This window comes from Microcoleus sp. MON2_D5 (assembly GCF_036701905.1).
Lineage (GTDB): Bacteria > Cyanobacteriota > Cyanobacteriia > Cyanobacteriales > Microcoleaceae > Microcoleus.
The window spans coordinates 54247-76413 of record NZ_JAUBRM010000031.1 but is presented as its reverse complement, the minus strand read 5'-3'; the positions used below and the strand labels follow the sequence as shown (position 1 = coordinate 76413).

Annotated in this window: 15 protein-coding genes; 12 read left to right on the top strand and 3 right to left on the bottom strand. The window is 50.3% G+C overall.

Annotated elements, in window-relative coordinates:
• Positions 1–47 precede the first annotated feature (47 nt).
• Positions 48–395, bottom strand: a complete 348-nt coding sequence (locus tag QUA47_RS13555) for a hypothetical protein (RefSeq protein ID WP_333431117.1) — start codon at positions 393–395, stop codon at positions 48–50.
• On the opposite strand from QUA47_RS13555, the gene QUA47_RS13550 reads away from it, so the two are divergent.
• Both QUA47_RS13550 and ccsB read left to right on the top strand, forming a co-directional pair.
• Complete coding sequence (locus QUA47_RS13550) at positions 383–1891, top strand: CHAT domain-containing protein (protein WP_333431116.1); 1509 nt, start codon at positions 383–385, stop codon at positions 1889–1891. The two genes, QUA47_RS13555 and QUA47_RS13550, sit on opposite strands and share 13 nt — an antisense overlap.
• 144 nt (positions 1892–2035) lie before the next feature.
• Positions 2036–3106, top strand: a complete 1071-nt coding sequence (ccsB, locus tag QUA47_RS13545) for a c-type cytochrome biogenesis protein CcsB (RefSeq protein ID WP_333431115.1) — start codon at positions 2036–2038, stop codon at positions 3104–3106.
• Positions 3107–3217: 111 nt separating this feature from the next.
• Here the strand turns inward: ccsB and QUA47_RS13540 are convergent, their stop codons facing one another.
• Complete coding sequence (locus tag QUA47_RS13540; RefSeq protein WP_333431114.1) at positions 3218–3406, bottom strand: hypothetical protein; 189 nt, start codon at positions 3404–3406, stop codon at positions 3218–3220.
• Between the two features lie 19 nt (positions 3407–3425).
• Here QUA47_RS13540 and QUA47_RS13535 point away from each other — a divergent pair, with 19 nt between their 5' ends.
• Positions 3426–3851, top strand: a complete 426-nt coding sequence (locus QUA47_RS13535) for a KGK domain-containing protein (RefSeq protein ID WP_333404371.1) — start codon at positions 3426–3428, stop codon at positions 3849–3851.
• 127 nt (positions 3852–3978) lie between these two features.
• A complete protein-coding gene (gene tilS / locus QUA47_RS13530; protein ID WP_333431113.1) occupies positions 3979–5124 on the top strand; it encodes a tRNA lysidine(34) synthetase TilS in 1146 nt (381 codons plus the stop codon).
• On the opposite strand, the gene hmpF is transcribed toward tilS, so the two are convergent.
• Positions 5121–6866: a pilus motility taxis protein HmpF gene (hmpF, locus tag QUA47_RS13525; protein WP_333431112.1), complete on the bottom strand. Its 1746-nt coding sequence runs from the start codon at positions 6864–6866 to the stop codon at positions 5121–5123. The two genes, tilS and hmpF, sit on opposite strands and share 4 nt — an antisense overlap.
• A 986-nt stretch (positions 6867–7852) precedes the next feature.
• Between hmpF and QUA47_RS13520 the strand changes: the two genes are divergently transcribed.
• The 8 genes from QUA47_RS13520 (at position 7853) to QUA47_RS13490 (ending at position 22109) form a co-directional block, all read left to right on the top strand.
• Complete coding sequence (locus tag QUA47_RS13520) at positions 7853–8290, top strand: hypothetical protein (protein WP_333431111.1); 438 nt, start codon at positions 7853–7855, stop codon at positions 8288–8290.
• A 206-nt stretch (positions 8291–8496) separates the two neighbouring features.
• Entirely contained in the window at positions 8497–9735 is a 1239-nt protein-coding gene (locus QUA47_RS13515; protein WP_190661814.1) for a response regulator, read from the top strand.
• A gap of 699 nt (positions 9736–10434) precedes the next feature.
• Entirely contained in the window at positions 10435–10968 is a 534-nt protein-coding gene (locus QUA47_RS13510) for a chemotaxis protein CheW (RefSeq protein ID WP_190661936.1), read from the top strand.
• 150 nt (positions 10969–11118) lie between these two features.
• On the top strand, positions 11119–14211 hold the full coding sequence (locus QUA47_RS13505; protein ID WP_333431110.1) for a methyl-accepting chemotaxis protein: 3093 nt from the start codon (positions 11119–11121) through the stop codon (positions 14209–14211).
• Between the two features lie 57 nt (positions 14212–14268).
• Positions 14269–15024 (top strand): HNH endonuclease, encoded by a 756-nt coding sequence (locus tag QUA47_RS13500; protein ID WP_333431109.1) that lies wholly within the window; start codon positions 14269–14271, stop codon positions 15022–15024.
• A 22-nt stretch (positions 15025–15046) separates the two neighbouring features.
• The gene (locus tag QUA47_RS30995) at positions 15047–15172 is read left to right on the top strand and encodes a helix-turn-helix domain-containing protein (RefSeq protein WP_445302511.1); all 126 of its coding nucleotides are present in this window, start codon (positions 15047–15049) and stop codon (positions 15170–15172) included.
• Positions 15173–15223: 51 nt separating this feature from the next.
• Positions 15224–20527: a response regulator gene (locus tag QUA47_RS13495; protein ID WP_333431108.1), complete on the top strand. Its 5304-nt coding sequence runs from the start codon at positions 15224–15226 to the stop codon at positions 20525–20527.
• Positions 20528–20795: 268 nt separating this feature from the next.
• Entirely contained in the window at positions 20796–22109 is a 1314-nt protein-coding gene (locus tag QUA47_RS13490; RefSeq protein WP_333431107.1) for a Rid family detoxifying hydrolase, read from the top strand.
• Positions 22110–22167 lie beyond the last annotated feature (58 nt).

Genomic DNA, 22167 nt, shown 5'->3' with positions numbered 1-22167 from the left:
CGCACCAGCGCCAGCACCAGCACCAGCGCCAGCACCAGCACCCGCACCTATATTTGCACCAGCACCAGCACCAGCGCCGGCACCGGAACCAGCGCCAGCACCAGCGCCAGCACCGGAACCAGGACCCGCACCAGCACCAGCACCAGCGCCGGCACCAGCACCAGCGCCCGCGCCTTTACAAACACTAACGCCTGCACCAGCACCGGCACCAGCACCAGCACCAGCACCAGCACCAGCGCCAGCGCCGACACCAGCACCAGCACCAGCACCAGCACCAGCACCAGCGCCAGCGCCAGCGCCAGCACCCGCACCAGCGCCAGCACCAGCGCCAGCACCAGCGCCAGCACCAGCACCAGCGCCAGCACCAGCGCCGGTATCAAATTTGCCGATCGCACCGACAATTTCTCAAAATCCAGCGGTTGCGCCTGCTGCTGCGCCAATAAATCTCGCACCGATACCGACACCGGAGATCGCAGCCAACCAGCCGCCCAGCACAAATCCTTTATTTTCCCCCAGCTTGCAGCAGCAAAACCAGATATCTAATTCCTTGCAACAGCGCATTTCACCTCCCGCGTCCCGGGATATTGAGGCTTCCAATTTGCCCACCAACGTCGGCGCCGTTATTTTTCCCGTCGAGGAGAGATTTACCAGTGAGTTTGTCGATTACCTAAATTTGCCATCAACAACTGCGATCGCCACCCTAGAAGATGCCCAAGATACCCTTCGCAGTGTCCAACAAGCCACAGGCATCAAACCAGCTCTCATTTATATCAGCTTTGTACCCCGGGGATCTACAGTCGCTCGGCCTTACAGCAGTTCGTCCATCTTGCGCGTAGAACAGCAAATCCAAGCCTCTGACGAACTGGAAATGATGGTGATCACCCCGGAAGGTGCGCCCGTTCGCCAGCGCATCCCTGGAACCTCTCGCGCCCAGGTAATGGAAGCTGTTCGGAAATTTCGCGATGAACTGACTAATCCGGTAAAGCGCAACACTAAAAGTTATTTGCCCTTGGCTCAGCAGCTCTATCAGTGGATGGTAGCGCCGCTCGAAGCAGAACTGCAAGCCAAAGGCATTGAGAATTTATCTTTTATCTCCGATAGGGGGTTGCGATCGATACCGATGGGCGCCCTACACGACGGCAAAGGCTTTCTGGTAGAGCGTTACAGTGTTGGCTCGATGCCGAGTCTGAGTTTGACAGATAGCAGCCCCGCCAATTTCAAAAATACCCAAGTTCTGGCAATGGGGGCGTCGCAATTTCCAGAGATGAGTCCTTTGCCTGCGGTGGAAATAGAAGTATCGACAATCACGCCGCACCAGTGGCCGGGTAAGTCTTTCTTGAATGAAGCTTTCACCCTGGCCAATTTGAAATCGCAGCGCCAGCAGCAGCCTTTTGGGATGATTCACTTGGCTACTCACGCCGAATTTCGATCGGGAGCTCCCAGCGAATCCTTTATTCAGTTGTGGGATACTAAACTGCGTTTGGATCAGTTGCGGCAAATGGGATGGCACAGCCCGCAAGTTGAAATGTTAGTTTTGAGTGCTTGCAGGACTGCTGTGGGCGATCGAGAAGCCGAGTTGGGCTTTGGCGGGTTAGCCGTGCAAGCAGGGGTTAAATCGGCTATGGCGACTCTCTGGTATGTCAGCGACGAGGGCAGTTTGGGATTGATGTCGGAGTTTTACGCGCAGTTAAAAACTGCTCCGATTAAAGCAGAAGCGCTGCGGCAAGCGCAATTAGCGATGTTGCGCCAAGAGGTGCGAATTGAAGGGGGGATGCTGCACACTTCTGGTGGCAATCTGCCGCTACCTCCGGAATTGGCAAAGGTGGGGAGTCAGAATTTCTCTCATCCTTATTATTGGTCTGCTTTTAGAATGATTGGCAATCCTTGGTGAGTCGATCGCCCACTCGCACATAAACAACCGCCAACCACTCATAATTGCCACAAAAATTCAAAATCCCAAACCCAAAACTGCCCAACCCCAGTACGATCGATCTAGTTAGCAAAAATAAGTAAAAACACTACCGGAGTAATTTTTATGGATCTGGTCGTACTCCAGAACTGGCTGGACAACATCTCCTTTGCCGTTTTGTTCTCCACAATGCTCATTTACTGGGTTGGCGCAGCTTTCCCCGGCATTCCCTACCTGGGGGCCCTAGGCACCGCAGGAATGGCCGTCGCCAACCTATCCATCGCCGCTTTACTAGGTTCTCGATGGATAGAAGCCGGCTACTTCCCCTTAAGCAATCTCTACGAATCCCTATTTTTCCTCGTGTGGGGAATCACCGCCATCCACCTAGTTGCGGAAAACATGAGCCGTTCCCGCTTAGTAGGAGTAGCCACCTCCCCCGTAGCAATGGCAATATCCGCCTTTGCAGCCCTGACTCTGCCGGAAACCATGCAATCGGCAGAGCCCCTAGTACCCGCCCTCAAATCAAACTGGCTGATGATGCACGTTAGCGTCATGATGCTGAGTTACTCAACTTTAATGGTAGGAGCGCTACTGGCGATCGCCTTTTTAATCGTCACCCGGGGCCAAAAAATCGAACTCACCGGTAGTTCCTTCGGCACCAACAGCAACCGCAACAGCAACTACCGCCTCCAACGCCCTCAAAACCCCGAACCTCAAATTGCAGAAACCAGCGCCGACAGCGCATTAGTTTTCAGCGAACCGTCTTTCAACTCCAACAATAACGGTTTGGGGACCACCGCAGTGCTCGAATTAGCAACCGTTCAAACCCCATCAACCGCCCCAACTCAAACCGCAGAACTTCTCTCGCCCCAGCGATTGAATCTAGCAGAAACTCTTGATAACATTAGCTATCGCATCATCGGTTTAGGATTCCCCTTACTGACAGTTGGCATTATTGCCGGTGCGGTTTGGGCTAACGAAGCTTGGGGATCGTACTGGAGTTGGGACCCGAAAGAAACTTGGGCGCTAATTACTTGGTTGGTATTTGCTGCCTACTTGCACGCCCGCATTACTCGTGGCTGGCAGGGAAGACGCCCAGCAATTTTAGCAGCCACAGGTTTTGTGGTAGTTTGGATTTGCTATCTAGGCGTTAATCTGTTAGGCAAAGGTTTACATTCCTACGGTTGGTTTTTCTAATTCCTGATCCACCAATCAGCTACAGAAGAACAGGATAAGTCAAAGAATCGGGATTAATATCATCTCCGGTTGTAGGGTGGGCAATTCCCACCTTACTCAACCAGCGAGATTCTAATAATTAACTCCCTCTTCCTTCTTCCCTTTTTTTACCCGATCGCGAAGTCGAAAGGCATTCTTCCCTCTTCCTTCTTCCTTTTTCCCTCTTCCTTCTTCCCTCTTCCCTTTTTTTACCCGATCGCGAAGTCGAAAGGCATTCTTCCCTCTTCCTTCTTCCCTCTTCCTTCTTCCTTCTTCCTTCATTAAAATAAGGACAATTAATATGGACGAATCGAAAATATTTCCCCAAGAAAACGATGTTGTGTCTGCCCCTACCAGCGCTTTGATGTATCAATGTACATTCAAAGTCAGCGAATTTATGGCCATTATGCAGTCAAAATTGGTAGACGAAAAATTATTTTCAGACGGTCTCGATTGCGAGCTATTAAGTGCTGGTAAAGACTGGACTAAAGGAAAACTTAGAATGCGTCTGGAGTTTATTCCGCTCGAACCTGAAATCAAAGAACAAAAAGCCCTTCCTGCCGCTGCCGAAAGATCAGACACCGTGCAAAACTACGCCGTAGATAGCTCACCTCAAACCGATATAGATGAGTCATTAAATCAATGTGACTCAACAGAAATAAGTAATCACTTTCCTATTTCTAGGTATCCAGACCGCGACCCCCAAAGTATAGGAATGTGGAGCTAGGAAGGCAAAGACTGAGAGATTGGGAGAGGGGGATGCTTCCCCTTCTTTGCTCAAAATCCATCGGTTAAATCCCGTACACTGCTCGTTGTCTGACTTCCTTATTTTTGCTTAATGAAAAACTGCTCTCATGGCTGAATCTTCCAATTGGACACACCTGCACGCTCAAGTTCACAGGACGCTGCTGTACAGACAAATATTGCCATCAACTCAGCGCTTGCTAGTAGCAGTATCCGGCGGACAAGATTCTCTGTGTTTGATTAAATTACTGCTAGATTTGCAGCCCAAATGGGGGTGGAACCTAGCGATTGTTCACTGCGATCATCGTTGGCGTTCTGACTCGCAAGCGTCGGCCAATCATGTAGAACAATTAGCTAAAAACTGGGGAATATCCTACTATTTGGAAACAGCCTCGGACATCCCCACAACAGAAGCAGCAGCCAGAAAGTGGCGATATCAAGCTTTAACCGAAATTGCGATCGCCCAAAACTACCCCTACATTGTTACAGGCCACACAGCCAGCGATCGCGCCGAAACACTTCTCTACAACCTGATTCGCGGCAGTGGCGCCGACGGACTTTCTGCCCTCACCTGGAGGCGGCCCCTGCTCGATTTTCAATTGCCGATTTTAGATATTAGATTGGAGAATTCCGGCGAAAACCCCCACTCCCAAATATCTGCAGATTTGAGATTGGAAAATCAGGATGAAAATTCCCAATCGAAAATCCAAAATCTAAAATCTAAAATCTATTTAGTTCGTCCCTTGCTCGAAATAACTCGATTGCAAACAGGTCAATTTTGTCAAGAGCAAAAACTACCAATTTGGGAAGATTCCACAAATCAAAACTTGCAATATAGTCGCAACCGGATTCGATCGGAATTATTGCCTTATTTGGAAACTCATTTCAACCCAAAAGCCCAACAAGCGCTAGCTCAAACAGCCGAGCTCCTCCGCGCTGACGTAGAATATCTCGAACTTGCAGCCAGCGACTTGCTACAGCGAGCAATGTCTCCAATTGCAGACAGCCCGCAGGTGAATTTTCAACTTCCCGTTAAGTTAAATCGCCCGATTTTGCGGGAAGCACCCCTGGCCTTGCAGCGACGGGCAATGCGCCAACTACTGCAACAAATATTGCCCTCGGCGCCCAGTTTTGAAAGCGTAGAAAAACTAACCAGCTTAATCGTAGCGCCCAACCGATCGCAAACCGATCCATTTCCTGGAGGAGCGATCGGTCGAGTCGAACACCCTTCGATAATTTTAGATATTAAATTTTAACCTGTTATCAAACCCGAAAGGACTTGCCGCAAATCTGAAACTACCCGATCTTGCTCCTCTCCAGTCTGCTGCACCCGATCGAGTTCCCCCGCCACCGCTTCGAGCTTTTGGCGTAGCCCAGTCAAATTGTCCTGCACCGGCTGCAACATTTCTTGATAAACATTCACTCTGCCCCAGAGTTGCGCCACTGCACCTTTCTGGTTGAACAAATTCTGCTCTAACTGCTTGAGTTCGTAGCGTTTCGCCTCACTTTCCCCATTTTGGCGGTTGACATTTGCCTCAATTTGGGATACGGCTTCCCGCACCTGCTGAATTTCGTTTTCCAGTCTTTGCAATTCTTGGCTTTGCTGCTGCCGCTGAGTATTTAGCTGTGCGACAATCGGCCCCAAATCAATATCTCCTCGCTCTTGTTTTGGAGCATTAGCAGTACCCAGTCGCCGCCACAGAACCGCCTGATGCTGCTTTAAAACATCTTCCCGTTCCTGCAACCGGAGGCGCTGTCCTACCAGAGTTTCGTTTAACATCTGATAACTTTCGAGTTCATCTGCCATTTCATTTTCCAAAGCCATGCGATCGTACTCGCTAGCAGCTTGAATTTTCCCTTGCAGCTCCTCGATTGTCTCCCGCTGCAGAGTCAACTCCTCCTCTTGATCGTTAACAAACCGGAACACCTTTTCCAAATCCTCTTGCAGGTGTTGCACCAGCCCCTGTAACTCATCAACAGGCATCTTCTCCAAAGCCGACACATCTACTTTTTGCTGCGTACCCGCAGCACCCGAAGCAGATGCGAGCCTGGAAACTTGCTGGTAAAGCTCCTCAACAGCCCGCACCTGCAAAGACACGGACTGAGCCTGGTTCTGCTTAGCGCTGAGGGTACTTTGCTGGCCTTTAAGCTCCGCCCGAGCTTGCGCCAAAGCTTCTTGAGATTGGTACCACTCTTGCCAGCGGTTTTGGAGGGTCTGATTTTGTCGATCGACCTCTTCTTGTTGCTGTTGAGCTATGCTTTGTTTTTGCTCCAACTGCTGCCAGTGCTGATCCAGAATTGCCTGTTGAGCGCCCACGGCACCAAAAGACTGATTCAGTTGTTCCCGCACCCCTTGGGCCGAAGCAATTGCCCCTCCCAGCTTCTGCATCAACTCCTGAATCCTCTGGGTCTGCTGCTCATCAACTACTGCCCCCTGCGGAACCTCAGACTGCTGCTGGGCTACCCGTTGCTGCTCGCCCCGCAACTGTTCCCAAGCCGTCTCAATTTCCACGCGACTGCGATCGGCTTCTTCTCGCAGTCGGTTAGCTTCATCTCGAGTATTTTCAATTTCTGAGCGCTGAGCCTCCAGTCGCTCCAACTCCTCTTCCATTTGAGCCAACTGCTCTTCGCGGGCTTGCATTTCCATTTCCCGGCGATTGAGTTCCTGACTCGAAAACGTCAGAGAAGCCTTCCACTGTTCAATTTCCTCTTCCTTATCCTTAAACTTGTCCTGCAATCGCGAGAAATTTTGCAGAATGCTCACCAACTGGCGGGCCGCCTCCTGAATTCGCTGCACTTGCTTGCTAGCGCTCAACTCAACCAGCACCAGCGTGCCGTCGTTAAACTTATTAGCTTCCTCAACTGGGATCGCGTCATCGCCTGGTACGGCGCTCCAGTTATGTTCGCCCCGCTGACAAGCTAGCAGTTTCAGCTCAGCCTTACCGCCACCGAGACCAAAGCCGCTTCTCTGTTTTTGTACTTCCGCTAGATACAGCACACTAATAGTCCTCTGCTTCGTAAAACCTATCCCAACTTACTTTAAGTTACTTAAAGGCCTAAAAGATAAGTGGTGTTTACTTCCTACGCTGTTGGGTAGACGGCTAATCCCAACATAAGTAGGCTATCCCCCTTAAGCCAAAGGTTCTTGACTAAACATAACACTGCGTGCGATCTTTAGTCAACTTACCTAAAGTAAACAAGTATAGGCAAGTAAGGATAACTTTTTGCCACTTAAGTCTTACTTTTTGGTATCGTTTGCCAAATCGGGGGATAGCATTTTTTTCTAACTTTAGCAGCACTCAGGCATAGCAGGTCCTCACGGGAGAACTTCCAGAAAGTACGGCCGTCGCCAGTTGTCTGGAGGAATGAGAGAGCAGTACCAATGCCGCTTGATTAAAGACTAGCTCTCACTGCGGAGACTGCCATAGCCCAAACCTGAAAAAGGTCAGTCCTTGAACTTCCCCACGTCTAAAGCCGGGGGATTCTTGCCCACCTTCAAGACGACAACGGGACATTCAAATATCGCTCTATTCACTCAAAGAACTTTACTTCTCCCGGAGCGCAGACTTGCTGAGTTCTTCATATTTTTAAGGTTGAACGTGACCTATGCTGCAATTATTTGCCCTTTAACTATTCCGAATTAATCAGATTAGTGCGTTGCCGGGGTTGCTCGCCGTCTAGGATATTTCAATGGGTTGAAAGTTATTCTTACTCTGGCGAATCGCTCTGGGCCAATTATACCACTCTGGTTTTAGCAACACAATCGTTTCAGGAGACTTAAAAGTCCCTAGCGACTGATCCCCAGGTCTAAATCCCCATGTCGTTAGCCCAGGGCTTGCCTCTGGCGTTTCTATCAAAAACTTTCTATTGATTTTACAACGCTTTAGTTATGGGTCGATCGTGAGAAAAGCCGTTGCAGCCCCCAAGCCTGCGCCCTGCTCCGGCGGACTAGGGATTTGAACCGCGCTGCCTTAGAATAAGGTAATGACGCGAGCCTATGACGCTCGCCGCGGGCGAGCAAAAAGGTCGATCAGCACTGAGGGTTTTCCTGACAATTGCCAACAAAGGTTCATTTTGACTGCACCTGATTTTAGGGCTGTGGCAAACCCAAAAAAAACCTCGATCGCAACTCATCCAACCCAACAGACTAGCCTCAAGTTCCCATCGGGCATCGATCGGCACTTGCTGCTGGTAGCAGCGGTAAAAGCAGAGAATCCTCGGTATTTTGAAGTTGACCTACGCCAAGATGTGTTGGATAAACTGACGGCATACTCAGCCAAAAACTTCAAAACTTTAGCCATCGAAGACTTGAACCAGTCGGGAATGCCCGCGTTGCACACTCGAAGAACCCGTGCAATCGTGCGGTGTGGATTCTACGAGTTTAGGCAACAGTTGGAATACAAGGTGAAACTCTACACTTAGAGAATGCCGCGAGTTTCGCGGTTTCAGCTTGTGGACTGGTAGCGCGGCCGAGGAGCAGCAGCAAGTATCGCCCTTTCGTCAATTCCCAATTGTGAGATCGGCATCAGCGCGTAAATTATTGACGGAAACTAAAGTCAATCTTTTCGCCCGCACACAGTCTTTCCGAGCTCAGACGCCAACGGTTTTAAGGAGGACACTTTAGCTGCATGCAGGGAAATTTGAGTGAAATAGACATCCGCAGCATCCTGCAATTGATTGAGTTAGGTCAGCGAACCGGAGAACTGTTCGTAGAGGCCTACACCTCCACCGGCAGCAGCACGGGTACTCAACCTACCCAGCGCTCCCTTGCAGGACAATCCTGGTATGTCTTCTGCTTCAACGGTCAGATTATTTACGCTACCCAGAGTGCGGGCAGTTTGTTTCGGTTGCGCGACTACCTGCGCCGCTACAAAGCAGATACCGCCCTCGACAAAATCCAAGTTCCCTATATGGCATCTACCAATGCCCCAGAATACGGCTACCTATGGGCCCTGCTAGAAAACCACATCCTCACCCCAGCTCAAGGGCGCAACATCATCCAGAGCATGATCCACGAAACCCTATTTGACTTGCTGAGTCTCCACCAGGGTTCCTTCACTTTTGAAATGGGCCCAGCTTTGGCTCCTCAACTGACCAGCTTAGAAATTAGCTCGCTGCTGGCCAAGATTGTCAAACAGGTGCAGCAGTGGAAGCAGTTTCACCCTCACATTCAGTCGCCCAACCAATGCCCGGTGATTTCAGACCCCTCCGAGCTGCGAGTCGCGCTGCCTGTAAATACCTTTAATACTCTCAGACGCTGGGCCGACGGGCACACTTCGATCCGCCAAATGGCGCGCTACCTCAACCGAGACGTGCTCACTGTTGCTAAGGCGATTTACCCCTTTGTGCAGCAGGGATTGGTGCAAGTATTTTACGAACCCTCTGTTGCCCCCACCAACAACAAAAAAGAATGGTCGTCCCCAGAAACCAAGGCTCCCAGAGTTGTCTGTATTGACGACGACAATACTATTCGCAAAACAGTTGAGTCAATTTTAAATGAACACGGTTACGAAGCTACTACGATCGGCAATCCCCTCCAAGCATTGAGTTTGGTGTTTCCACTCAAACCCGATTTAATTCTGTGTGACATCGCCATGCCGGAACTCGACGGCTACGAAATTTGCGCTATGCTGCGTAGTTCTAGCGCTTTCCGGCAGACGCCGATCGTTATGCTGACGGGCATCGACGGATTTATCGACCGCGTTAAAGCCCGCATGGCAGGAGCTACAGACTTTTACACCAAACCTTTTGGTGAAAGCGAGTTATTGATGCTGGTAGAAAAATATGTGGGCCCGGGCTACCCTCGGGTGAATCTCTCGGAAAGATTATTAGACCGCTCTCTAGAAGACCAATTAGAAGAAAAATAAATTTCGCACCGATGGCATTATTGGAGCTTTCTTGTACCTGCAGTTAGATCGAGTCTGGGCCACCACAAGGAGAAAGCTTGGGGACACGATTGGCGATCGCACCATAAACTAGAATGTATAAATCCGGGCGCTGGCATGAGGGCGTCGGTAAAACTCTGTTCAATTTCTCGACCCAAGTGGGTCTAACACGCTCAAAGTGCAAATATAATATACTTGTTCTCCACTTGCAGCCGCTCCGAAAAACTGATGCACAGAGCTACTCATTGCTAGGTATTTCTGTACAAAGTCAGAGAGTGCATTCTCAGTCTTATAGTGACTCCGTTCAGGATTGTCGCGACACTAGCCATGTCAACAACTCCTCGCTAATCCGAGTATCGGTTTAGCATTGTATCGCAGAAATTACCCAGAGTTTTACCACTTGAGACGGCGGTGGGAGTACAAAGTGAAGTTTTAGGGGTTCCCAATTAATTGTTCGTAGTCGATGTGAGCTAATTTGTAAGCAAAGGTCGCGCGAATTATTGATTGCAGTCAATTATGGACGGAGGAAATGTATTGCCAAGCACCTCCGGCAGTCGCGCGATTCACCCCTTGGCTGTGTCAAGCTTGGCTGTGTCAAGTTTCGACCATCGAAGTTTCGATCGGGTTCTTCTTGGCGGGAAACCTCAACAATTTGCTAGAAATGCAGGTGTCAGAATTATGATTAGCGGTAGCCCAGACTTTATATTACCAGGACTAGGGGTAGATCCGGCTCCGGAATTCCAAGAACTAGAAACTCCCGAAGGTGAGCTGCACCTGCGGTTCTATGTTCCTTCGGGGAACGAGTTCGCACTGCCAGCGACAGGGATTAGAGAGGTACTATCCCCGTCCCCAGACCGTATGACACCGATCCCCAACGTTTCCTCTTTGCTTTTAGGTACGCTAAATATGAGAGGACGAGTGATTTGGGTGGCAGACCTCGGCCAATTTCTGGGAGACCAAACACCTCTGAACACAGATAGACCCGAAATCCCGATCGTGGCTGTGGAAGACCAAGACACGATTTTGGGGCTGGCAGTCGATCGAATTGTGGGGATGGACTGGCTCGACGTAGAGCAACTGCACTCTCAGAACAATGCACCAGACGGCATGATTCCATTTCTGAGGGGAGAATGGATGTTAGGTGCACAAGCTCAGAAAGTGCTCCGACTGCTAGATCAAGTGAAAATTCTGCGCTCGGCGCGGTGGGCAGCGTGAAATCGATTTTAGATTTGCGATTTGCGATTTTCGATTGGGGTCTAACCATCAACAGTCACACGACTTGAGGCGCGCATCTAAACATTCAATTCAAGATAATAAAAATCAAAAATCTCAAATCTAAAATCTAAAATCCAAAGAGGGCGGCAAATGGCAACAAGTACCAACTTTCAGCAGGACTACCAACGGGCAGAAGCGGCCTACATGGATGGCAATTATTCAGAAGCCGCAGCCCTAGTTTATCAATTAGTAGAAGATTTTCCCGAAGACCCCAGTGCTCGCCTGCTGTGCGGCCACATTTACTGCTACGGGCTGCAACAGTATGAGGTGGCGCGGGAACAGTACACGGTTGTGCTAGGCCTGAGTGACGACCCGAGTTTGGTGGAACACGCTCACAACGGAATTACCTACACAGACCAATTTTTATCTGGAGAGCTGCAAACGGAAAATTTCGAGGCTTTGTCTGCTGAAACTGAATTAGAATTCTACCCAGACTTATCTCTTGATGAAGGGTTAGAAGACCCGGATTTGGGACTTTTCCAAGGAAATTCCCCCTCCCTTTCCTATAGAAGTCAATCCTCAGACGACATGGAAAACGAGGACTTGGCCGACTTGGGCATGAGTGGCTTGGGGTGGGAAGCAGAAGACGACGATCGCGCCGGCCCTGTCTCAGATTTAACCTCACATTCTAACCCGTTTGCTGGCGACAGCGGCGGAATGGCAGCTTATGCTGAGACCTCCGACTCGCTAGACATAGACGAGTTTGCCGACTCGGACTTTGGAGACCCTTTTGCCTTAGATGATGGAGGGTTTGATGCTGCTGACGTGTCTAGCAGCAAAGTGTCTGGGAAAAGCGCACCTTACTCAGGAGATTCGTTTTCAGAAGCTCCGACTCAGATGCTCAACGGTCAAAGTTTTGCCTCTTCAGAAACCGGGAATTCCTTCGACTCAAACCAACTAGACTCCCCCATCGGGCCCTCGGACAATTTTGGCGAACCTTTTGCTGGGCTCGATTTGCCAGACGAATTCGACGATAACTCCGACTACGATTACCAAACCCCGCCCCAGAGCGGCCAAAATTACGGTCATAACGCACCTCTAGCCGAAGAGGAAGACCCCTTTGCCGAGGCGATGCCCTCGTCGGGTTTCGGGTCTTCTCGACCTCAAAACAAGCAGCCGAATAACGGGTCGGACTACTCATCAAACTATTCGCTGGCGGAAGACGAAACGCTGTTGATGGGAGGTGCTGTCCCTAACTCTCAAAGTCAAAGGTCGAGCCGGGGACAATTTAATTCAGTCGATCGATCTTCCGCCAACAGCAACGGTTACAGCGACTCGGAACCCCCGGCATTTGGCTCTAGAGACAACTTCGAGTTAGATGCTTTTGATGATGATGCTTTTAGCGATTCTTTCTCTTTCGACGAAAACGAACAAGCGACAGCTTTTGGAGCGTCCGACAAGAACAACAGCGGCTGGTCGTCAAAAGCTGGGAACGTTCAAGAACACAGCGACTTTTTAGACGAATTTGACGAATTTGACGATTTGGGCAATTTGCCGGACTTTGATATCTCAGAAGATGCCAGCAGTTCGATCTTGACTAGAGGTAACACCAATTTCGGCAACTCGACCAGCGGCATGATGGGAACGACTGGCAGCAGCCTGGACTTTGACAACAGCGATGGCTCAGCAATTCGGGATGACGAGATATTTAGCATAAACGGCCCGGCTGATGCGTCTGTGCCGAGTTTTGCTTCCACAGAAACAGAAGCGGTCGATACTTCGGTTACGGTAGAACAGGGGGGACTGGCTTTCTTGGAAAATGCCCCTTTGTTTACAAAACAGTTGTACACGGCAATTGGGGCGGGACTGGTTTCTCTGGTAGCTGTGGCTTTCGTCACCAACATTGCCTCCTATCAAGCTCTGCGGCAAGACAAACCCGAGGCGATCGTTTACCTGCGCCAAACAGGCTGGGTAATGACCGCAGCCGCAGGCTTTACGAGCTTTTTAACTTCTTGGGGCATCGGCCAGTTGATCGCCAAGCAGGTACGCAAGTCCTCGGATAATTTGCAAGCTCAGTTCGATGCCGTATCTCAAGGAACTTTGGATGCTCGCGCTACGGTTTACTCGGAAGATGAATTTGGCAAAATGGCTGCTAAATTCAACCACATGGCGAAGGTCATCCAAACCACGATTAGCGATACCAGGCGCAAGTCTGACGAGCAGGAACAGGCAAAAGAAGACTTGCAGCGCCAAGTGATTCGCTTGCTAGACGACGTGGAAGGAGCGGCCCGGGGTGACTTGACGGTGACTGCGGAAGTGACCGCAGACGTTTTGGGTGCTGTTGCTGACTCGTTTAACTTGACAATTCAAAATCTGCGCGAAATTGTCCATCAGGTGAAGCAGGCGGCTCGGGAGGTCAGCAAAGGCGCGACGGATAGTGCTAAGTTTGCGGGCGATTTGTCTTCCGACGCGCTGCGGCAAGCTGAGGAACTGGCGGCAACGCTGAATTCCGTGCAAGTCCTCACCGACGCGATTCAGCGGGTCGCAGAGAGCGCTAGAGAGGCGGAAGAAGTAGCCCGGGGCGCGGCGGCAACGGCTCTGAAAGGGGGCGAGGCTGTGGAGCGGACGGTGGCCGGGATTTTGGAAATTCGAGAAACAGTAGCAGAAACAACGAGAAAAGTCAAGCGCTTGGCGGAAGCTTCTCAAGAAATTTCTAAGATTGTGGCTTTAATTGCGACGATCGCCTCCCGGACGAATTTGTTGGCCCTCAACGCCAGTATTGAGGCTGCGAGAGCTGGGGAAGCGGGCAGGGGTTTCGCGATCGTGGCAGACGAGGTGCGACAATTGGCAGACCGATCGGCTAAGTCTTTGAAAGAAATCGAACAGATCGTGATGCAAATTCAAAGCGAAACCGGCGCGGTAATGACGGCGATGGAAGAAGGGACGCAGCAGGTTATTGAGGGGACAAGATTGGCAGAACAGGCGAAGAGATCGCTTGAAGATATCATTCAAGTAACTAACCGAATTGACGTGCTAGTGCGATCGATTACTGCCGACACTGTAGAGCAAAACGAAACAGCTCGCGCCGTAGCTTCTGTCATGCAGGCTGTCGAGTTGACAGCTCAGGAAACGTCACAAGAAGCGCAGCGAGTTTCCGGTGCTTTGCAAAACTTGGTAGGCGTTGCTCGTGACCTTTTGACATCGGTGGAACGATTCCGAGTAGAAACAGCAGAAAGACAATAACTAAGTGTCTAATGCTTGTTTGCCGGGCTGGTTTACAAGCACGTTGGTCGGGCAAGGATGGCAGACAAAAAGCAACCTCGCAGTCTTGAAACCGCTGCGAGGCTGCTAATTCAACACCTAAATAAAGTAGGAGTTGCACAGATGGACGATAACAGAGTAGAGGTAATTTACGGCATATTTGGCGAGATTCAGCCGAGTAGCTGTATTATCTCTAGCCTCGCAAAAAATAGCAGGGGCTATGCCAATAAAAGGCTTCGCATTAACGGTGGATGGAAAACGTTTACTGTCCATCGTTTAGTATTAGAAGATTCATTAGATCTGGCGCTCAGACCCGAATACTTTGTTTGCCATACTTGCGATGTCCGCACCTGCATTAATCCTAACCATTTGTGGGAAGTTTCTCGGCGGAAAAATTCTCAATATCGGTTTAAAAAAGAACGTATTAAAGATGTCCGCAGTACATCTGCGCCGAAACCTCAAAAACAACTTCGAGGGCAAGAAATAATTCCCGGTACTCGAACCCAAATACAGCCGAACCGCTGCATGATTTGTACCTGGGCTAAAAGAAGTGAGGGTTACGCCATTAAAGGTACTAAAATTAAGGGCAAAACAAAAAGTTTCTACGGTCACAGACTTGTACGGGAACACAAACTGGGAAGGCCTGTCAAACCCGGTTATTTTGCGTGTCACAGTTGCTACGATCGCGATTGTATCAATCCCGACCATTTGTGGAAAGGAACCCCCGCCGATAACTCCCGCGATGCCGAGCGAAAAAAACCGCTTTCCTTGCGTTCCCGGCTAGATATGCCCTAACCGCAAACTCCAACCCGAACAAGTGCGGGAGATTCGCTATCTTTTAAGTGAGGGGATATCGAAAACACAAATAGCCAGGACATTTGCGATATCTCGCAGTCAGATTATTCTCTTGGCAAGGGGCGAGATATACAGAGAGCTTCTCTAGAACTACTAACATAGACCCAATACAATAACGCTTAAAATCAGGAATAAAACTATGCTGCCGGAGCAACAACAGAGGATAATGGGCTACTTTATTGAGGAGGCAAAAGACCACCTCAATACGATCGAACAAGGCTTGCTGAATCTGCAAACCACGATCGAAGACCCAGAACTGGTCAACGAAGTATTTAGGGCCGCTCACTCTGTCAAAGGAGGAGCAGCAATGCTGGGGCTGACCAGCATTCAACAAACAGCTCACCGACTAGAAGATAGTTTTAAAGTTTTAAAAGAGTGCAGCGTTAAAGTAGACCAACAGCTAGAGTCCCTTTTTCTGCGAATTTTTGACACATTGCAAGGGCTCTTAGAGCAACTGTCGGGGCCTTTTGGACTGACAGAGGAATTGGGAGAACAGATGGTTCGAGAATTAGAACCAGTATTTGAAGAGCTCAACGGGCACTTGGGGGGACTCGTCGGACACGGAGAACACCATGGAGACGAGACCTACGCGATGTCAGTACCCGAACCAGTTATGGCGGGGATGGCAGTCGGGGCGTTTGCCTCATCAAGGAGTTTTCCGGATTCGCGGCCAGTTTACGCACCTGATGCCAGAGCAACAGAAGACAGCGCGCTGCAGCTAGTATTTGACTCGGACGTGCCGGCGAGGATGCGGGAACTCCTGCAAGAGTTCAAACAGCCCGAGGGGCCAGAAAGCAGGCGGCAACTCAAGAACATTTGTCGGAATTTGCTCAGGGCGGGGGAAGAATTTGGACTGCCTTGCTGGATTGAATTGATTCAAGCTGTATCCAAGGCGATCGCCAACCCAGAAAATACCTACCGCACCTTAGCCCCAACGGTGATCAAAGACATCAAACAAGCGCAAGAACTTGTAATTTCTGGTCTAGAATCGTCGATCGCACCAAGCGCAAAACTTCTGGCGCTGCAGCCGGCTGTTCTGGTTCCAGAAACGGATTTTGAAGATTTGCTGGCATTCGCTCAACCGAGTAAATCGGGGACAAATGGGGTTTCTGTTGAGGATGAGGCCTGGGATATGGTGGGATCTGGCGATGCCCCGGATGGATTGAACAAGTTGCTGCCGACTATTTCTGGGCTGAGTATAGACGAGCTGTTCGACCAACTCGACAGCGGCGACAGCAACGATGACAGTGGCCTTCGCTCCGCCCAGTTCGACGATTCCGCCTTCGCAGAATCGGATATGGAGACGGGTGCTTTTAGAGGCTCGACCCGCACGGGCCCGGAAGTGGGCGCGGCAGAACTCAACACTTTAGCTGACTTGTTTGACGGCGAGTCCCCGGATCTCGACGGCACTTGGGAAGAAGAAGAAGACCTCGACTATGCACAGTCTTCTGGGATATCGGCGGCGGGAATGCTGGGGTCAGACGATGACAATTCCGGCGATTTTACTGATTTGTTGTTTGACGAATACGATTCGGAAAGTTCCGAAACGAACACAAAGCCTCCGATTGATGACCTGACGAGTTTGTTTGGGGAGGATTTGCTGTTTGGAGAGGAGGCAGAGGGGTCGGCAGTAGCGGCCGGTCAGAAAAATGGGGGTTCGAGCCAGCGGTTAACTCGCAAACAGCTTAAAACGGGTAACGGTAAGGGCGGTTTGGAGCGGCGAGAGGAGACGGTAGCCCCAGCCAGGGGACAAGCGGACGAAGATGCTCTCGGTACGCTTTTGGACGAAGTGGCCGCCCAAACTTCTGCTGGTGTTACAGACAATGCTGATTTCGATAACTTGTTCGGCGATTTAGGCTTATCTGAGGCAACGGATGTGCCGGCAGTTTCTTCGGAGTATTCCCTGAAGTCGGAGGCTTTAGACGGAGAATCGAAGGAGCCTGCAGCAGGGGGCAATAATGATTCAGCGGATGCCGAAGCGCTTGGTCTCCCTGAAATGGATGATTTCGAGTTGTTCTCTGAGGTTGGCGAGGACTCGGATTTGAGCGAGCTGTTAGGGATTACTTCTAATTTCCTTTCTTCAGAAGACGAAGGTACGGAGAACGGGGGCGATCGAGATCGAGCTGCTGGCATCCCACAAAATGAGGAAATGGGCAACGTTCTTAACATGACATCAAATTCTGATTTAGATATCTCTGCGGATGAAAACTGGCTAGAAGATGCTTTCGGCCTGGAAGACGAGTCTGTGCAATCGCTCAACCTGGAGCTGGACGATACGGATTTAGATGCGCTGTTTGGGGATATGACCTCGGGTTCGATTTCTGAGGATGAACAGACTGTGCGGGATCGGCAAGGAGCGACTACATCCCGAGAAGCGGCAGATTTGGCTGAGCTGTTCGGTTCTGTACCTACGGGTACTGAGTATGACGGAGAAGCTTCGGGGCAAGCCCGTGGGGGTTGGCTGAATGATGGGGATTCACAATTGCTCGGTGCCGGTGTCGGAGTTGATGAGGGCGACTTCGGGAGTTTGTTCGACAACAATGGTGCGACTGTTTCCGACAAAGGCTTGGCAAATTCGGCAGCGGTTGAACTTGGGGCTTTGTCCGATCGTCCTGAGTCGGAAATTTCAAATGTCGAATCTGATGAGGGCGCAGTTTTCGATTTGTTGGAGGATATGTTTGGGGAAGGCATGGTGCAGGACGGCGATGCTGGATCGGCGCCAGATGAGGGCGCGGCTCTTGATGTTGAGGAATTGTCTCCCCAACTTCCCGATGGTTTGTCCGACGAGGTGGGTGCGGATTTGTTCGATCGAGCCGAAACAGATGGCGCCGGGGAGTCTGAGGGCGAAGATGATTTGTTTGATGCCCTGGAAACAGATTTTTCGAGTGCGGATTTAGAGGCGCTGCCGACAGAATCTCTTGATGGTATGTTTGAGGGCGATGCTGACTTGCTCTCGGCGATGGAAACCGGGGCTACTCTCAACAACGAAGAGTTGGAGGGTTTTGACGATTTGTTGGATTCCATCGATGCTGAGGTTCTGGTGACTTCGGAACTGACGACGGGCTTTTGGGACGCTGAGGACGAGTCGGCCCAGGCCGATTCCTCAGAGTTGGAAGAGGGGTCGCTGGCAGACTTTTTTGGCGAGGACGAATCAGGCGCTGAGGATGACGAAGGCAATTTTGACGATTTAGAAGCACTGTTAATTGCAGGGGGTGCTGGAGCTGTCATAGCAGCTTCTGGGAGTACAAATCAGAGTCCGGTAAATACAGAAGTTTTCTCGGATCTCGAAGAGCTCCTCAGCGAGAGCGCAACTATGCCGGAAATTCCTGCACCGGCGACAACTGCCAGTAAAGCTTCGCGCGCTGCAGCCGAGGAGAGCGACGACGAATTTGGCGATTTGGAAAAACTGCTGGAAGATCCCAAGGAGAGCGGCCGCCAAGGGGAAGGCAATATGGGGCCGTCGGCGATCAACAGACCCAGGCGCAATATGCGCGCGGGCGGGTTCGGCGACCAAACGATGCGGGTGCCGATCAAGCAACTGGATAACCTCAGCAATTTGATGGGGGAACTGGTGGTGAACCGCAACAGTTTGGAGCAAGACCAAGAACGGATGCGGCAGTTTTTGGACAATTTGCTGCACCAGGTGGCGCTGCTGAGCGATGTGAGCCAGCGGACTCAGGATTTCTACGAGCGGAGTCTTTTGGAGATTGCTTTGCTGGCAAACCGCCAGGGACACCGATCGGCCTGGCGCTCTGAGGATTCGGCGCACACTCGGGAAAGTGCCTGGAGACCGGAGGAAATGGACAGGTTTACTCCTTTCCACAGTTTGGCTCAGGAGATTATTGAGCTGATCGTGCGGGTGCGGGAGTCGGCGGCGGACATTGAGTTTTTGGTGGATGAGGCGGATCAGGTGACTCGCCAACTGCGGCAAGTTACTACTCAACTGCAAGAAGGTTTGACTCGCGCCCGGATGAAGCCGTTTGCGGAGACGACGGACAGGCTGTTCCGGGCGGTGCGGGAAATTGCGATTAAGTGCGGGAAGCAGGCTCAGTTGCAGGTTGAGGGTAAGGATATTCAGATCGACAAGATGATTGTGGATCAGCTATATGACCCGATGACTCATTTGGTGAACAATGCGATTACTCACGGGATCGAACCGCCCGAAGTGCGTCTGGCGGCTGGGAAGCCAGCAGTCGGCAGAATTACCATTCGCGCTTTCCACCAAGGGAACCAAACCGTGGTTTCGGTTTCTGACGACGGGGCGGGAATTGACCCGCAACGGGTGAAGGCGAAGGCGATTAAGCAGGGTATGCTGACGGCGGCTCAGGCTCAGAGGATGTCTCGCTCGGAAGTTTACGATTTGCTGTTTATGCCGGGTTTCAGCACTCAGGAACAGGCTACAGAGTATGCCGGCCGGGGAGTCGGTATGAATGTGGTGCAGACTTCCTTGCAGGAGATTCGCGGTACTGTGTCGATCGATTCAACCATCGGCAAGGGGACTGTGTTTACCATCCGTTTACCTCTGGTGTTGAGCATTTCTAAGGCTCTGACTTGCATTAGCGATCGAGCTCGCATTGCTTTCCCGATGGATGGAGTCGAGGATATGATCGATGTGCCTCGCGATCAGGTGACGACCGGGGCCGACGGTTTGCCTTGCATTGAGTGGCGGGGTCAAAGCTTGCCGTTCCGGCCGCTGCGGGATTTGCTGGCTTACAACCGCCATTTGGGCCGGGGCAGTGTTTACGGGTTTAATACTGACGATGACATGATTTCGGTGATCGTGCTGCGGTCTGCTGGCAATTTCTTGGCGGTGCAGGTGGATCAGGTTTCGACGGAACAGGAAATTGTGATCAAGCCGTTGGAAGGGCCGGTGCCGAAGCCGATCGGGATTGCTGGGGCCACGGTGCTCGGGGACGGTCGGATCGTGGCAATTGCGGACGTTCTGGAACTGATCGATTTGGCTACCGGAAGGCTGCGTAAGGACACTGGCGGTACGCTTTGGGATGAGAGCGAGAAGGCTACTAAGGAGGCGGAAATTGAGAAGACTGAGCCGACTGTGCTGATTGTGGATGACTCGATTACAGTGCGATCGCTCTTGTCGATTACTTTCGAGAAGTCTGGCTATCGTGTGGAAGAAGCTCGCGACGGTAAGGAAGCTTGGGAAAAGATGAAATCTGGTCTGCCTTGCGATATCGTTTTCTGCGATATTGAAATGCCGAGAATGGACGGTTTGGAACTACTTTCTCGGATGCAGAAGGATGCCGTTTTGTGTGAATTGCCGATCGCGATGCTAACTTCTCGCGGTGCTGACAGACACCGCCAAATGGCTTACAGTTTGGGCGCCAAAGGCTATTTCACTAAGCCTTATTTGGAGGAGCAATTGCTTGATGCTGCTTCTCGGATGTTGAAAGGTGAGGTTGTTGGTGCTCCGGTTGCTGTGTAATGTGTAAATCGGCGTTTATCTGCGGTTGAAAAAGGAAATTTGTTAACCGCAGATAAGAATTGATAGACGCGGATTAACGCAGATAATCTCTAATTCATCTGCGTTAATCTGTGTTTATCTGCCTATATCTGCGGTTGCAAAATTGGAATTTGTTAACCGCAGATGAAAATGGATTGACGCGGATTGACGCAGATGTTAGATCGCGCTTTCGGTTTTGGTGGTAGGCTGGGAAAGTGGGGTTTAGCGGAAGGGCGATCGAGGTTAATGTATGAAAGCTGAAGAACTTTTAGAAAAATACGCAGCAGGACAGCGCAACTTTCAAAAAGCAGACCTTAGAGAAGAAAACCTCAAAGGTGCGGACTTGAGTGGAATAGACTTATACGGTTCTAATCTATCTGGTGCAGACTTGAGTGAAGCAAATCTAACTCAAGTAAACTTTAATAGTGCCAATCTCATTAAAACATCCCTGACAAATGCTAATTTGAGCAGTTTAGTAGGCGCTTCTTCAGCAAATTTGAGTTGGGCAGACCTGAGTGGTGCAGATTTGAGTTGGGCAAACTTTAGTAGTGTTACTTTAAATTATGCTGACTTACAGCGGGCAAATCTGACAGGAGCAAACCTTAATAACGCTAAATTATTTCGTGCCAATTTAGACCAAGCAAATCTGAGCGGTGCAAGCTTAGATAGTGCTGACATACGTGTAGCTTCTTTGTATAAAGCGAACCTAAGTAAAGCGAATCTGAATAAGGCTGATTTGACTGAGGCATACTTGCTGGAAGCTGACTTAACTCTGGCAAATTTGAGTGAGGCAATATTGACATCGGCCAAACTTCAAAAAGCTAAATTCCAGAAAGCTAATTTGCACAAAGTTAATCTGTCAGAAATGAATTTAACTAATGCGAATCTAGAACAAGCAAAACTTGACAGTGCCGAGCTAAAATATGCTTGTCTTCGAGGTGCCAATTTAGAAAGAGCAAATCTGCGATCTTCTAATTTGATCGGAGCTAATATGATAGAAGCAAACTTAAAAAGGGCCGACTTTACTCTGTGTAACTCTTATGGCTGGAATATCAAAAATGCCGACTTAACTGGTGCTATAATGCCCGATGGAGAACTCTACCAGCCCGAAACCTCTGACGGAGAAATCTATCAGCCAGAAACTTCGGAAAAATTATCTCAAAAAGTGACATCTATGACACGCAAAATTATTCGTACTGACAAAGCACCCGCACCCGTGGGCCCTTACAATCAAGCCATTGCCGCTACGGGCACTATGCTGTTTGTAGCTGGTCAAATTGCGATCGACATTAGACTAAACGATATTGTCTACACTGACGACGTGGCAAAACAAACCGAACAAGTTATGGCAAATCTCGAAGCCATTCTCACAGAAGCCGGCGCTACTTGGTTGGATGTGGTAAAAACTACGGTTTTCCTCAAAGATATGAATGATTTTGCCGCTGTGAATGCGGTTTATGCGAAATATTTTGATGCGGAAACTGCACCGGCGCGCGCTTGTGTGGAGGTTTCGCGTTTGCCGAAAGATGTGTTAGTTGAGATTGACTGTATTGCTGTGATTTGATTTCATCTTCTTTGAGAAACCAGGCTTTTTCAATAAGCCTGGTTTCTGGATATTTGGT

Bases quoted from the DNA above. Each gene is read 5' to 3' on its own strand.
- ccsB (WP_333431115.1), top strand. From the start codon at position 2,036: ATGGATCTGGTCGTACTCCAGAACTGGCTGGACAACATCTCCTTTGCC.
- QUA47_RS13540 (WP_333431114.1), bottom strand. From the start codon at position 3,406: ATGAAGGAAGAAGGAAGAAGGAAGAGGGAAGAAGGAAGAGGGAAGAAT.
- QUA47_RS13535 (WP_333404371.1), top strand. From the start codon at position 3,426: ATGGACGAATCGAAAATATTTCCCCAAGAAAACGATGTTGTGTCTGCC.
- tilS (WP_333431113.1), top strand. From the start codon at position 3,979: ATGGCTGAATCTTCCAATTGGACACACCTGCACGCTCAAGTTCACAGG.
- QUA47_RS13520 (WP_333431111.1), top strand. From the start codon at position 7,853: ATGACGCGAGCCTATGACGCTCGCCGCGGGCGAGCAAAAAGGTCGATC.
- QUA47_RS13515 (WP_190661814.1), top strand. From the start codon at position 8,497: ATGCAGGGAAATTTGAGTGAAATAGACATCCGCAGCATCCTGCAATTG.
- QUA47_RS13505 (WP_333431110.1), top strand. From the start codon at position 11,119: ATGGCAACAAGTACCAACTTTCAGCAGGACTACCAACGGGCAGAAGCG.
- QUA47_RS13500 (WP_333431109.1), top strand. From the start codon at position 14,269: ATGGCAGACAAAAAGCAACCTCGCAGTCTTGAAACCGCTGCGAGGCTG.
- QUA47_RS13495 (WP_333431108.1), top strand. From the start codon at position 15,224: ATGCTGCCGGAGCAACAACAGAGGATAATGGGCTACTTTATTGAGGAG.
- QUA47_RS13490 (WP_333431107.1), top strand. From the start codon at position 20,796: ATGAAAGCTGAAGAACTTTTAGAAAAATACGCAGCAGGACAGCGCAAC.